At 69.7% G+C, this 13,002-nt stretch carries 10 protein-coding genes; 3 read left to right on the forward strand and 7 right to left on the reverse strand.

Annotation, left to right across the window (positions count from 1 at the left end; genetic code table 11):
* Positions 1–22 precede the first annotated feature (22 nt).
* The 4 genes from FHR66_RS17480 to pilG are packed head-to-tail and all read right to left on the reverse strand — an operon-like array spanning position 23 to position 3,414.
* Positions 23–2,059 (reverse strand): methyl-accepting chemotaxis protein, encoded by a 2,037-nt coding sequence (locus FHR66_RS17480; RefSeq protein WP_160965642.1) that lies wholly within the window; start codon positions 2,057–2,059, stop codon positions 23–25.
* Between the two features lie 40 nt (positions 2,060–2,099).
* A complete protein-coding gene (locus FHR66_RS17485; RefSeq protein ID WP_160965644.1) occupies positions 2,100–2,630 on the reverse strand; it encodes a chemotaxis protein CheW in 531 nt (176 codons plus the stop codon).
* 1 nt (position 2,631) lies between these two features.
* Positions 2,632–2,994, reverse strand: a complete 363-nt coding sequence (locus FHR66_RS17490; RefSeq protein WP_026144622.1) for a response regulator — start codon at positions 2,992–2,994, stop codon at positions 2,632–2,634.
* A gap of 18 nt (positions 2,995–3,012) precedes the next feature.
* Positions 3,013–3,414 carry a twitching motility response regulator PilG gene (pilG, locus tag FHR66_RS17495; protein ID WP_003472648.1) on the reverse strand — a complete coding sequence of 134 codons (402 nt, stop codon included), beginning with the start codon at positions 3,412–3,414 and terminating at the stop codon, positions 3,013–3,015.
* Positions 3,415–3,656: 242 nt separating this feature from the next.
* On the opposite strand from pilG, the gene gshB reads away from it, so the two are divergent.
* The 3 genes from gshB (at position 3,657) to FHR66_RS17510 (ending at position 9,024) form a co-directional block, all read left to right on the forward strand.
* Complete coding sequence (gene gshB / locus FHR66_RS17500; RefSeq protein WP_160965646.1) at positions 3,657–4,607, forward strand: glutathione synthase; 951 nt, start codon at positions 3,657–3,659, stop codon at positions 4,605–4,607.
* On the forward strand, positions 4,604–5,485 hold the full coding sequence (locus tag FHR66_RS17505) for an energy transducer TonB family protein (protein WP_167087983.1): 882 nt from the start codon (positions 4,604–4,606) through the stop codon (positions 5,483–5,485). Before gshB ends, FHR66_RS17505 begins: the two co-directional genes overlap by 4 nt.
* Before the next feature lie 539 nt (positions 5,486–6,024).
* On the forward strand, positions 6,025–9,024 hold the full coding sequence (locus FHR66_RS17510; RefSeq protein ID WP_160969775.1) for a TonB-dependent receptor: 3,000 nt from the start codon (positions 6,025–6,027) through the stop codon (positions 9,022–9,024).
* Positions 9,025–9,172: 148 nt separating this feature from the next.
* Here the strand turns inward: FHR66_RS17510 and FHR66_RS17515 are convergent, their stop codons facing one another.
* The 3 genes from FHR66_RS17515 to FHR66_RS17525 form a co-directional block, all read right to left on the reverse strand.
* Positions 9,173–10,093, reverse strand: a complete 921-nt coding sequence (locus tag FHR66_RS17515) for an ADP-ribosylglycohydrolase family protein (protein ID WP_160969777.1) — start codon at positions 10,091–10,093, stop codon at positions 9,173–9,175.
* The gene (gene tsaB, locus FHR66_RS17520) at positions 10,090–10,794 is read right to left on the reverse strand and encodes a tRNA (adenosine(37)-N6)-threonylcarbamoyltransferase complex dimerization subunit type 1 TsaB (RefSeq protein ID WP_160969779.1); all 705 of its coding nucleotides are present in this window, start codon (positions 10,792–10,794) and stop codon (positions 10,090–10,092) included. The genes FHR66_RS17515 and tsaB overlap by 4 nt, the downstream gene beginning before the upstream one ends.
* 61 nt (positions 10,795–10,855) lie before the next feature.
* A complete protein-coding gene (locus FHR66_RS17525) occupies positions 10,856–12,862 on the reverse strand; it encodes an ATP-dependent DNA helicase (protein WP_160969781.1) in 2,007 nt (668 codons plus the stop codon).
* Positions 12,863–13,002: the final 140 nt, after the last annotated feature.

The following is a 13,002-nucleotide window of genomic DNA, read 5'->3' on the forward strand; positions in this document are numbered from 1 at the left end:
CTTCCACCCGGTTCCGGCCCGCTCACGCCGGCAGCTTGAAGTCGGCGACCGAGCGCCGCAGGTCCGCCGCCAGTTGCGCCAGGCGGCCGATCGATTCGGCGGTCTGTCCCGCGCCTTGCGAGGTCTGTCCGGTGATCTGCCGGATCACGTCCATCGTCTGGGTGATGTCGATCGCCGCCGCCGACTGCTGGTGCGCGGCGATGGAGATGTTCTTGATGAGGGTATTGAGCGCGTTGGACACGCGCTCGATCTCGGTCAGCGCGGTGCCGGCGTCCTCGGCCAGGCGCGCGCCGGACACCACTTCGGAGGTGGTCTGCTCCATCGAGCTGACCGCTTCGTTGGTATCGGCCTGAATGGTCTGCACCAGGCCCTCGATGCGGCGGGTGGCGCCGGAGGTGCGTTCGGCCAGGCGCTGCACTTCGTCGGCGACCAGGGCAAAACCGCGGCCGGCCTCGCCGGCCGAGGCGGCCTGCACCGCGGCGTTGAGCGCCAGGATGTTGGTCTGCTCGGAAATGTCGTTGATCAGTTCCACGATCGAGCCGATTTCCTGGGTCGACTCACCCAGGCGCTTGATGCGCTTGGAGGTCTCCTGGATCTGGTCGCGGATCTGGTCCATGCCCTGGATGGTCTCGCGGACCACGCCGGCGCCCTCGGCCGCGATCACCACCGAACGCTGCGCCACTTCCGCCGATTCGGTGGAGTTGCGCGAGACCTGCTCGATGCTGGCGGCGATTTCGTTGATGCGCTCGGAAGCCGAGCCGATCTGCTCGGCCTGGTGCCCCGCCGCCTCGGCCAGCTGCCGCGCGGTGGCCTGGGTTTCCTCGGTGGACACGGCGACCTTGGCCGAGGTGTCGTTGATGGTGGTCACCAGGTGGCGCAGTTCGTCGACGGCGTAGTTGATCGCGTCGGCGATGGCGCCGGTCATGTCCTCGGTGACCGAGGCCTTGACCGTCAGGTCGCCTTCGCCGAGCGAGCTGATTTCGTCGAGCAGGCGCATGATCGCCTGCTGGTTGCGGCTGTTGTATTCGACCTGGGTCTGCAGGCGGATTTCCTGCTCGCGGCTGCGGCTGCGCACCGTGGTCCAGACGAAGCCGACGATCGACAGCAGCGCCAGCAGGCCGGAGATCACGCCCAGCCAGAAGTTCGGGAACCACCGGGTGTCGCGGGTAGAGCCGAACGCGGAGAACGCGTCGAACAGCTTCTTGCTGTCCTCCAGCATCTTGCCCGAGCCGGCGGTCAGCGACGCGGCCGCGGACTGCGCGGCGAACAGGCTGCGCGAGCTGGCCTGCAGCGCGTCCAGGTCCTTCTTCATCTCCGCCCACTGCGCCTGCGACTGCTCCAGCGCGGCCAATGCGGCGGGGTTGCGCACCGGGGCGATGCCCAGTTCCTCGTTGCCGTTGCGCAGGCCCTCGAGCATCTGCCCGAACACCACCGCGTCGCGCGCCAGCGCGTCGCCGGCGCTGGCCGCGCCGCGGCCGCCGGCACGCATTTCGGTGACGCGGCGGGCCATGGTGCCGGCCACCACCACCTGCTGCAGGGTGTTGTAGATCTGCGCGGCGGGGGCGCCGCCCACGGTCATCGCGCGTACCACCTCGTTCAACTGCGCCTGCAGCTGCGGCACGCCGCCGACGAAGCGGTCGGCATTGCCGGCCAGCGCCAGCACCGCCGGTTCGCTGTCCACCACCTGCTGCGCGTGCTTGGCCAGCGGCGCCCAGGTGCCGGTGAGGGTCTGCAACGGCCCGGACACACCGGTCTCGTTGGCGTAGCGCGCGTTGAGCTCGGCGACGGTGGTTTCCACCTTCGCCTTGGTCTGCTTGAACTGCTTGAAGGTCTCGGCGTTGCCGGACACCGCGTCGCGGGCCTGATTGGCCAGCTGTTGCGACAGCACCTGCAGGTCGGCCGCGCCGGTGCTGGCGCCGGCCAGGCGGTTGCCCTGCCAGGTGGCCACACCGGTGTTGGCGCCGAACACGACCAGCGACAACGCCAGCAGGCCTAGCCAGAAACTCGTGCCCACGCTGCCGAGCTTGCTGGCCTTGCGGGCGTCCGGAGCAGTACTCATGATGCGACCTCGGTCTTCGATGCGGAGGCAGCGCGCGCGCTCAGGCGGCGGCTTGCCGGAATTCGGGGGTGCGCGACAGCAGCGACAGGGAGAACACGCCCCAGTCCTGGGCGTCGCCGCGGAAGGCGCGGTCGATGAAATGCGCGTAGCGGCCCTGGGCCAGATCGCCCGGCTCCACCGCCTGCGCCTCGGTGAAACTGCGCTGGCCGAACAGTTCGTCGATGGTCAGGGCCACGTCGCCGCCGCTCTGGCGCATGATCAGCACGCGCTGGCCTTCCTGCAGCGTGGTGCGCTCGCCTTCCAGGAACTGCTTCAGGTCGACCACCGGGAACAGGTTGCCGCGCAGGTTGCCCACGCCGAGCAGCCACGGCTGCGCGCCCGGCACCGGGGTGACCGGCGGCATGCGCACGATCTCCACCACTTCGCGAAAATCCGACACCAGGTGGCGCTTGCCGACGCGGTAGCCGACCCCGCGCCAGACGTCGTCGTCGAACGCGCGTTCGGGCATCTGCACGGCGTGCGCCAGGCTGCGCCGCTCGTAGGCCTCGAGGATGTCGAAGGGCGAGCGCATGTCAGCCCACCAGTTGCTTGATGCGGGCGATCAGCTCGTCTTCCCGCGGCGGCTTGACGATGTAGTCGGTGGCGCCCTGGCGCATGCCCCAGACCTTGTCGGTCTCCATGCTCTTGGTGCTGATGATCAGCACCGGAATGTGCCGGGTGGCCTCGTCGCGCGACAGCGCGCGGGTGGCCTGGAAGCCGCTCATGCCCGGCAGCACCACGTCCATCAGCACCAGGTTCGGCGCCTGCTCGCGCACCAGCTTGATCCCGTCCTCCGCGTTGTCGGTGGACAGCACCTGATGCCCGGCTTTTTCCAGCCATTGCGTAAACACCGCCCGGTCGGTCGGTGAGTCCTCGATCAACAAGATACGGGCCATTGCTGCCTTTCCCCCTGGTCAGGCGTTGACGTATGTACGGATCGCGCCCAGCAGCTCTTCGCGTGTGAAGGGTTTGGTGAGGTACTGCTCGGACCCGACGATGCGCCCGCGCGCCTTGTCGAACAGGCCGTCCTTGGAGGACAGCATGATCACCGGCGTGGCCTTGAACAGCTGGTTGCCCTTGATCAGCGCGCAGGTCTGATAGCCGTCCAGCCGCGGCATCATGATGTCCACGAAAATGATCTGCGGCTGCTGGTCGGCGATCTTGGCCAAGGCCTCGAAGCCGTCGGTGGCCGTCACCACTTCGCACCCTTCGCGCTTCAGCAATGTTTCGGCGGTACGACGGATTGTTTTCGAATCGTCGATCACCATCACCCGCAAGCCTGCGAGTTCCCCACCCGCAGTCGTGTTTTCACTCATCACTTGCCCCCAAGCGCGCGACGCTTCATCGGATCCGGCTTCGCTGCGAAACGCCATGTATCCCAAGACCCGCTGCGACTGTCAAGGCCGCCGCTGCCGGTCTGCGTTGAACCACGTAACAGCACAAACTATGTCACAGTTTGGCGGATAACGTGCGACACCGTGCGGGCGCGCCCGACACCCGGTGCGCGGCGCGTCCGCCGACCCGCTACCATCTTCCGCTCAGTCTCTCAGGTGCCCCCATGCCGTTCGATGTCATCGTGGTGATGGACCCCATCGCCAGCATCAAGATCGCCAAAGACACGACCTTCGCGATGCTGCTGGAAGCGCAGCGCCGCGGGCATCGACTGCACTACGTGCGGCCGGGCGGGTTGACCCTGCGCGACGGCCGCGCGCTGGCCCAGGCCGCGCCGCTGCGGGTGCGCGACGACAAGGCCGGCTGGTTCGAGCTGGACGCGTTCGCCGAACTGACGTTCGGCCCCAGCCAGGTGGTGCTGATGCGCAAGGACCCGCCGTTCGATGCCGAGTTCCTCTACGACACCCACGTGCTGAGCGTGGCCCAGCGCGCCGGCGCGCAGGTGGTCAACGACCCGCAGGGCCTGCGCGACTTCAACGAGAAGTTGGCCGCCCTGCTGTTCCCGCAATGCTGCCCGCCGACCCTGGTCAGCCGCGACGCCGCCACGCTGAAGGCCTTCGTGCTCGAGCAAGGCCAGGCGGTGCTGAAGCCGCTGGACGGCATGGGCGGGCGCTCGATCTTCCGCAGCGGCACCGGCGATCCCAACCTCAACGTGATCCTGGAGACGCTGACCGACGGCGGCCGCAAGCTGGCCCTGGCGCAGCGCTTCATCCCGGACATCAGCGCCGGCGACAAGCGCATCCTGCTGGTCGATGGCGTGGCGGTGGACTACTGCCTGGCGCGGATTCCGCAGGGCGACGAGTTCCGCGGCAACCTGGCCGCCGGCGGCCGCGGCGAAGGCCGCCCGCTGAGCGAGCGCGATCGCTGGATCGCCGCCCAGGTCGGCCCGGAGATGAAGCGGCGCGGCATGCGCTTCGTCGGCCTGGACGTGATCGGCGATTACCTCACCGAGGTCAACGTCACCAGCCCCACCTGCGTGCGCGAGCTGGACGCGCAGTTCGGGCTCAACATCGCCGGGCTGCTGTTCGACGCCATCGAGGCCTACCCGGCGCGATGAGCGCGGCCGCCGCGACGCCCGCGCCGCGCATCGGCGAGCGCGAACGGCTCAGCGCCACCCTGGTGCTGTCGCTGATCGTGCATGGGCTGCTGATCCTCGGCGTGGGCTTTGCGATCGACGACGACGCACCGCTGGTGCCGACCCTGGACGTGATCTTCAGCCAGACCAGCACGCCGCTGACGCCGAAACAGGCCGACTTCCTGGCTCAGGCCAACCAGCAGGGCGGCGGCGACCACGACAAACCCCAGCGCCCACGCGACAGCCAGCCGGGCGTGGTGCCGCAGCGCCAGGACGGTCTGGCGCCGCAAGCGCTGCGCGCGCAGACCGCAGCCGCCGCACCGGAGCCGACCCCGCGCGTGGTCAGCAGCGCGCGCGGCGAGCAACGGCTGCCGGCGGCCCAGACCCAGCCGCGCACCGATGAGCCGCAGCGGCCGGTGGACGCGCAGCGCGAACAGCGCGATGCCGAAATGGCGCGACTGGCTGCCGAAGTGCACCTGCGCTCGGAGCAGTACGCCAAGCGCCCGAACCGCAAGTTCGTCTCCGCCAGCACCCGCGAATACGCTTACGCCAACTACCTGCGCGCCTGGGTCGACCGCGCCGAGCGCGTCGGCAATCTCAATTATCCCGACGAAGCGCGGCGACGCCGGCTCGGCGGCCAGGTGGTGATCAGCGTCGGCGTGCGCCGCGACGGCAGCCTGGAAAGCAGCCGCATCCTGCGCTCCAGCGGCGTGCCGATGCTCGATGCCGCCGCACTGCGGATCGTGCAGCTGGCGCAACCGTTCCCGCCGCTGCCGCGCACCGACGACAACATCGACATCCTGCAGGTCACCCGCACCTGGGTGTTCCTGCCCGGCGGCAGCCTGGTCGACGATCGCTGAGTTGCGAGTATAGGCAGTAGCTCCTCTCCCGCGGGGAGAGGGTTGGGGTGAGGGTCCGGCCGCCACGGAACGCCTGGCGGTAGCAAACGTTTCGAGGCTTCGCACGTACCCTCATCCGCCCCTTCGGGGCACCTTCTCCCGAGGGGAGAAGGAGAAGCGCTAGCCCCTCTCCCACCGGGAGAGGGGTTGGGGTAGGGTACGGCCGCCGCAACGCCTGGCGGTCGCAAACAGGTCGAGGCTTCGCCCGTACCCTCATCCGCCCCTTCGGGGCACCTTCTCCCGAGGGGAGAAGGAGAAGCGCTGCCCCTCTCCCACCGGGAGAGGGGTTGGGGTGAGGGTACGGTCGCCCGGAACACCCGGTGAGGAGCGACATAACCATTGCTGCCGCCGACATAACAACGCGGCATTTCTGTGATGGCGTCCCATTAAGGTTAATGGAGCGGGGGAACGTTACCGCGCACACCGCATCATCCAGGACGGGCGGATTCGAGTCGGCGCGGCGGTCCCCGCCCCACCCCTACCACCCGAGCCGCCCCCGCATGCACAACCACCGTTCCCTCCGCAGGCGCGCCCTGCTCGCCCTGGCACTGAGTGCCGCCCTCGCCCTGCCGCCGGTCCAGGCCCAGTCCACCACCGGCGCCGTCGCCGGCCAGGCGCCCGCCGATGCACAGCGCATCCTGGTGCGCAGCGACAGCGGCCTCAGTCGCGAGGTCGCTGTCGACGCGCGCGGCCGCTACAACATCGGCCAGTTGCCGCTGGGCACCTACACCATCATCGCCAAGGGCGCCGACGGCAGTGTGTTGGGCAGCCGCGACGGCGTCAGCCTCACCGTCGGTGCCGTCACCGACGTCTCCTTCAGCCCCGCCACCACCAGCCTGGCCGGCGTGCAGGTCAGCGCCGACCGCGCCGCCGCCGCGATCGACGTCAGCAGCGTGGACTCGCGCACGGTGATCAACGCCGAACAGCTGCAGCGCCTGCCGCTGGGCCGCTCGGCAGAGGCCATCGCGCAACTGGCGCCCGGCGTCGCCGGCAACAGCGGCAGCGGTACCTACATCGGCCCGACCGGCGCGCAATTGCTCAGCTTCGGCGGTGCCTCGTCGGCGGAGAACGCGTATTACATCAATGGCTTCAACACCACCGACCCGCTGCGCGGGCTGGGCGGGCTGACCCTGCCCTACGGCAGCATCGATCAGTTGGAGGTCTATACCGGCGGCTACAGCGCCAAGTACGGCCGTTCCGACGGCGGCGTGCTCAACGCCGTCGGCAAGCGCGGCAGCAACGAATGGCATTTCGGCGGCCAGGCGACCTGGGAACCGGACGGCCTGCGCTCCGCGCAGAAGGACGTGTATGCGCCCGGCAACGGCGCGCTGTATCGGCCGGACAGCAAGAGCGGCTCCACGCTCAGCAGCCAGAGCCTCTACGCCGGCGGCCCGCTGATCCAGGACCGGTTGTTCTTCTTCGGCGCCTACGAACTGCAGCGCCAGGACGGCGATCGCTTCTACGGTGCGCGCGAGACCATCCCAGGGCCGTACTACTACGACTACCAGTACCGCCGGCCGAGCTGGTACGCCAAGCTCGACTGGAACATCAGCGACAGCCAACTGCTGGAGATCACCGGCGCCTCCAGCCGCTACATCACGCGCGGCACGTACTCCCAGTACAGCGGCCGCGACATCGGCGCCCTGCGCGGGGATGCCGACACCACCAAGACCGGCGGCGACCTGTGGAGCGCCAAGTACACCGGCTACCTCACCGACCGCCTGACCTTCAGCGCGCTGTACGGCCAGCAGCGCACCGACGACTACAGCCGCAACCCCAGCTACAACGACACGCTGACCTATCTCTCCAGCCCCGGCTTCCAGAACCCGGCCTACACCGGCGGCACCCCGATCACCAACGCACAGACCACCTCGCTGCTGGTCGACCCCGCGCGCGGCAACCGCACCGACAACCTGCGCCTGGACCTCAACTACGCCATCGGCGCGCACAGCATCACCATCGGCATCGACAACCAGAACGCACGCGCGCTCAACCGCGGGTCGGTGGCCTCCGGCGACGGCTATTACTGGATCTACGGCCAGGCCAGTCCCAACGTGCCGATCAACACCGGGCTCGGCGTCCCGGCCACCGGCGGCTACCCCAACGGCCAGGACGGCTATTACGTGCGCAAGTACATCTACAGCGCACTGGCCTCGGTGCGTTCGGCGCAGCGCGCGCAGTACGTGGAGGACAACTGGCAGGTCGACGACCGGCTGCTGCTCAGCCTCGGCCTGCGCCTGGACCAGTTCACCAACTACAACCGCGACGGCGCGCCGTACATCAAGCAGACCAGCGGGCAATGGGCGCCACGGCTGGGCTTCAGCTGGGATGTCGACGGCGATGCGCGCTTCAAAGTGTACGGCAACGCCGGCCGCTACTACCTGGCATTGCCGCTGAATCCGGCGTTCAACGCCGCTGGCGCCACCCTGGCCACTTCCACCTACTACACCTACGGCGGCATCGACGCCAATGGCTACCCGACCGGCCTGACCCAGATCTCCGGCGCGGTCTCGTCCAACAACTATTACGGGATCCTGCCCGATCCCAAGACCGTCGCCACGCAGGGCATCAAGCCCTCGTTCCAGGACGAGTTCATCCTCGGCTTCACCAAGGCGTGGGGCGACAGCTGGGTCTACGGCGCCAAGGGTACCTACCGCGTCCTGCGCAGCGGCGTGGACGACTACTGCGACAGCGAGACCGTGTTCGCCGCCGCCGCGGCGCAAGGGCACACGGTGACCCTGGACAGCAATCCGGTCAGTTGCTGGCTGATCAACCCGGGCCGGGCCAACACCTTCACCCTGGTCGACACCTCGGGCAACTACGTCAAGGTGCCGCTGAGCAACGCGCAGTTCGGCTTCCCCGCGTTCAAGCGCAACTACTACGGACTCAACCTGTCGCTGGAGCATCCGTTCGACCAGCGCTGGTACGGCCGCTTCGACTACACCTGGTCGCGCAGCTACGGCACCACCGAGGGCCAGTTGCTGTCGGGCATCGGCCAGACCGCGGTATCCACCACCCAGGCCTGGGACTATGCGCAGCTGATGGAGCACACCAACGGCCCGCAGAGCAACGACCACACCCATCAGTTCAAGTTCTACGGCTACTACCAGATCAACCCCGCATGGCTGGTGTCGGCCAACCTCAAGCTGATCTCCGGTTCGCCGTTCAGCGCACTGGGTTCCTACGGCCCCGACCACAGCGACCCCTCCGGCTATGGCATTGCCTATCACTACTACGACGGCCAGCCGGCGCCTCCAGGCAGCCAGGGTCGCCTGCCGTGGCTGCAGCAACTGGATCTCGGCGTGTCGTGGCGGCCGGCCTACGCCGAGCGCAAACTGGCCTTCACCCTGGACGTGTTCAACGTCTTCAACGGCCAGGCCACATTGTGGAAGTACCCGTATTCGGAGACGGGCCCGGGGAACCCGGACCCGGTGTATGGCGCGGCCCTGCTGCGCCAGGCGCCGCGCTCGCTGCGGTTGAGCGTCAGCTACGACTACTAAGCGTGGCTGACAAAACGTCGCGAGCAGTCGCCAGGTCGGTGGCGTCTGCGTCCGCCTGGCGGCTGCGCAGTCGTTTTGTTCGCCGCTCCGAGGCGCGCTGGCGGTGCGCACGGGTGCCGGCCGCTGGCGGTCGGCACCCTGCGCGGCCTCAGGGTGCGAGGCTGACCGCGTGCAGGCGATCGGCCAAAGCCAGGATCTCGGCGGCATCCTGCACGCGCGTGCGCCAGGCCGCGGGGATCCCATCGAGGCCGTAGAAGGCGCCGGCCAGCTGCCCGCAGATCGCCGCGGTGGTGTCGGCGTCGTCGCCCAGGTTGGCCGCGTGCAGCACCGCGTCGGCGAAGCACCCGGTGGTGGCGAAACACCACAGCGCCGCCGACAGGGCATCGACCACGTAGCCGGTGCCGCGGATCTGCGTTGCCGGCACCGCCGCGTGGTCGCGCACGGCCAGCGCACGCAGCGCCGGGGTCTGCATCGGTGGTGCGTCCGCCGGCTGCAGAACGTGCGCACGAGCGTCGCCGCGCAGCGCGGCACGCAGCTGGAAGGCGAACAGCCGGCTGGCATCCAGCACCTCGGCCGCGGCATGGGTGGTACGGGAACTGTCGGCGGCGCGCTCGGCCAGTTCGTCGGGGCGCTGCGCATAGAACATCGCCACCGGCGCCAGCCGCATCAGCGCGCCGTTGCCGGCCGCGCGCGGATCGTCGCTGCCGCTGAACGCCGGCCCGCCCTGCAGGTAGCGCTCCAGCGCCGCGCGCACGGTGTTGCCGATGTCGAAACACGTGCCGGTGCTGCTCAGGTAGCCGTGCCGGTACCAGTTGCAGTAGCGGTTCATTTGGTCGACGGCGTCGAAGCCCTGCCGGTACAGCAGGCTGTGGGCCAGGCACAGCGCCATCGAGGTGTCGTCGGTCCACTGCCCCGGCTGCAGCTCGAACGGGCCGCCGCCAACCATGTCGTCGATCGGCGCGAAGCTGCCGGGCGCCTTGAATTCCAGCGTGGTCCCTAGCGCGTCGCCCACCGCCAGCCCCAGCAGACAGCCGCGGAAGCGGTCGCCAGGCGCAACGCCACCGGTCATCGTGCGGCCCGCTGCGCCTGTTGCTCGGCCAGGGTCAGGGCGACGTTGTCGCGCAGGTAGGCCGGCTCGGCGCGTTCCGGCGCGATCCCGTCGCCGCGCGCGTACGCGGCCGCGGCGAGGGTCAGCACGTCGGCGGCGTGCGGCAGCGCCTGCGCATCGGCGCTGCGCCAGTGCGTGCCGAAGCGACGCTGCAAGCTGCCATCGACCGCCGCCAGCCCGGTACCCACCGCGGCCCAGGCCGCCTCCGGCTCCGGCAACACGAAAGCTTCCGGATTCAGCACCTGCTCCGCGGTCAGGGCCTGCAGGCTGCCATCTGCCTGCCGCGCGTAGGCCGCGGCGTAGACCTCGCCCATGCGCGCATCGATCGCCGCCAGCACCCGCGGCGCATCGGCCGGCGCGCGCAGCGCCAGCACCTGCAGCGTGGACACCGGCAGCACCGGCAGGTCCAGGGCCAGGGCGATGCCCTGCGCGACCGCGATCGCCAGCCGCACCCCAGTGAACGCGCCAGGGCCGCGGCTGAAGGCCACCGCATCGAGCTGGCGGCGGCCGATGCCGGCCTCGGCCAGCAATTGCTCGGCCCAGGGCAGCGCCAGCTCGGCATGCCGCCGCGGCGCCAGTTCGAAGCGCTCCAGCACGCGGTCGCCGACCAGCACGGCGACGGAGCAGGCTTCGGTGGAGGTTTCGAAGGCGAGGAGATTCATTGAGAAGCCGGGATTGGGGATTCGGGATTGGGGATTCGCAAAAGCAAGAGCGGCGCGCCGGCTAGTCGGATGGCAGCGACGTGCCCGTGTCGGGATTATCGCCCAGCGTCGGGGCTTCGGCGGCGAAGAACTGGCGGACGTCCTCCACGTCGCGGGTGCGGGCGAACGGCGGTAGCGACTCCAGGAAAGTGCGGCCGTAGGACTTACTCAGCAGGCGCGGGTCGCACAGCACCAGCACGCCGCGGTCGCGCTCGCTGCGGATCAGCCGGCCCACGCCCTGCTTGAGCGCGATCACCGCCTGCGGTAGCTGCTCGTCGCGGAACGGGTTGCCGCCGTCGCGGCGGATCGCGTCCAGGCGCGCCTCGAACACCGGATCGTCGGGCGCGGCGAACGGCAGCTTGTCGATCACTACCACGCTCAACGCATCGCCGACCACGTCCACGCCCTCGCGGAAGCTGGCCGAGCCGAGCAGCACGCCGTTGCCGGAGGCGCGGAAGCGTTGCAGCAAGGTCGCGCGCGGCGCCTCGCCCTGCACGAACAGCGGCCAGGGGCCGTCGCGCAGTGCCTCGGCCGCCTCGCGCAGCGCCCGGTGCGAGGCGAACAGCAGGAAGGCGCGGCCCTGCGAGGCCTCCAGCACCGGCTGCAGCGCGGCGATCAGCGCGGTGCCGAAGCCGCGCGCGGCGGGATCGGGCAGCGCCGGCAGGTAGCACAACGCCTGCCGCGCCCAGTCGAACGGGCTGGGCTGCAGCAAGGTCATCGGGTCGCTCAGGCCCAGGCGCGTGGCGATGTGCTCGAACTCGCCCTTCACCGCCAGCGTCGCCGAGGTAAACACCCAGGCCGCGCGCGAGGCCTCGCGATGCGCGCGCAGCGGCCCGGACACATCCAGCGGCGTGCGCTGGCAGCGGAAGCCGCGCGGGGTCAGCTCGTACCACAGCACGTCGTTGGACGGCGCGTCCGCTTCCGGCTCGGCCTCGAAATCCGGAATCGGCGCATCCTCGCCGAGCCAGCGGCCCAGCCGCGTACGCAGTTCGCGCGCGCGCGCCGCGCAGGCGTCGAAACCGGGCGAGGCCTCGCACAGCACCGCCAGCGGCTCCTGCAGCCGCGCCAGATCGGCCAGCAGCGCATCGAAGCCGTCGCGCACCTGCGGCTTGGCCAGCAGCCGCCACTGCGTGCCGCGTGCCGGCAGGCCCTCCATCGCCGCGCGCAGTTCGCGCAGGGTCTGCTCGATCGCCTGCACCGGCGCCTGCAGGCTGGCCAGCGCGCCGGCGACATGGCGACTCTCGGCCACGCAATCGCGCGCCAGTTCCTGCAGCGGGCGCATGCCGAAGCCTTCGCCGAAGAAGTTCGCCGCCAATTCCGGCAACTGGTGCGCTTCGTCGATCACGAAGGCCTGCGCGCCGGGCAGGATCTCGCCGAAGCCTTCCTGCTTCAGTGCCAGGTCGGCCAGCAGCAGGTGGTGGTTGACCACCACCAGGTCGGCGGCCTGCGCGCGCTGCCGCGCCTGCACCACGAAGCACTCGCCCCAGAACGGACACTCGGTGCCCAGGCAGTTGTCCACGGTGGAGGTGACCAGCGGCAGCAGCGGCGAATCGTCGGCCAGCGCGTCCAGTTCGGCGATGTCGCCGAAGCGGGTACGCCCGCTCCAGGCGACGATGCGCTGGAACTGCGCGACCTGCTCGCGCGCAGTGAACCGCGGCTCGCCGCGGGCCTGCTCCAGGCGGTACTTGCACAGGTAATTGGCGCGCCCCTTCAGCAGCGCGCTGCTCAGGCCCACGCCCAGCGCCGCCCGCACCCGCGGCAGATCGCGGTGATAGAGCTGGTCCTGCAGCGCGCGGGTGCCGGTGGAGACGATGGTCTTCAGCCCCGACAGCAGCGCCGGCACCAGATACGCATAGGTCTTGCCGGTGCCGGTGCCGGCCTCGGCGAGCAGCACGTCGCGCTGCTCGAACGCCTCGGCGATCGCCGCGGTCAACCGCAACTGCGCCGGCCGCGGCACGAAGGCATCGAGCTGGCGCGCGAGCGCACCGCCTTCGCTGAGCGCTTCGGTGCTTGCATGGGCTAAGGACATTAGGGGAATGGAGAATGGGGAATAGGGAATGGTTAGAGCAGCATCGCTACCCGCTCACTGTCCCGGCCGCCGGTAGAGCAGGAAGACCGAGCGCCGCCACCATGACAAGCCGCCAGAAACGCAGCTTTTAACCATTCCCC

The organism is Xanthomonas sp. F4 (assembly GCF_011761895.1).

Excerpts from the sequence above, each read along its gene's own strand:
- FHR66_RS17480 (WP_160965642.1), bottom strand. The coding sequence starts at position 2,059 with ATGAGTACTGCTCCGGACGCCCGCAAGGCCAGCAAGCTCGGCAGCGTG.
- FHR66_RS17485 (WP_160965644.1), bottom strand. The coding sequence starts at position 2,630 with ATGCGCTCGCCCTTCGACATCCTCGAGGCCTACGAGCGGCGCAGCCTG.
- FHR66_RS17490 (WP_026144622.1), bottom strand. The coding sequence starts at position 2,994 with ATGGCCCGTATCTTGTTGATCGAGGACTCACCGACCGACCGGGCGGTG.
- pilG (WP_003472648.1), bottom strand. The coding sequence starts at position 3,414 with ATGAGTGAAAACACGACTGCGGGTGGGGAACTCGCAGGCTTGCGGGTG.
- gshB (WP_160965646.1), top strand. The coding sequence starts at position 3,657 with ATGCCGTTCGATGTCATCGTGGTGATGGACCCCATCGCCAGCATCAAG.
- FHR66_RS17505 (WP_167087983.1), top strand. The coding sequence starts at position 4,604 with ATGAGCGCGGCCGCCGCGACGCCCGCGCCGCGCATCGGCGAGCGCGAA.
- FHR66_RS17510 (WP_160969775.1), top strand. The coding sequence starts at position 6,025 with ATGCACAACCACCGTTCCCTCCGCAGGCGCGCCCTGCTCGCCCTGGCA.
- FHR66_RS17515 (WP_160969777.1), bottom strand. The coding sequence starts at position 10,093 with ATGACCGGTGGCGTTGCGCCTGGCGACCGCTTCCGCGGCTGTCTGCTG.
- tsaB (WP_160969779.1), bottom strand. The coding sequence starts at position 10,794 with ATGAATCTCCTCGCCTTCGAAACCTCCACCGAAGCCTGCTCCGTCGCC.
- FHR66_RS17525 (WP_160969781.1), bottom strand. The coding sequence starts at position 12,862 with ATGTCCTTAGCCCATGCAAGCACCGAAGCGCTCAGCGAAGGCGGTGCG.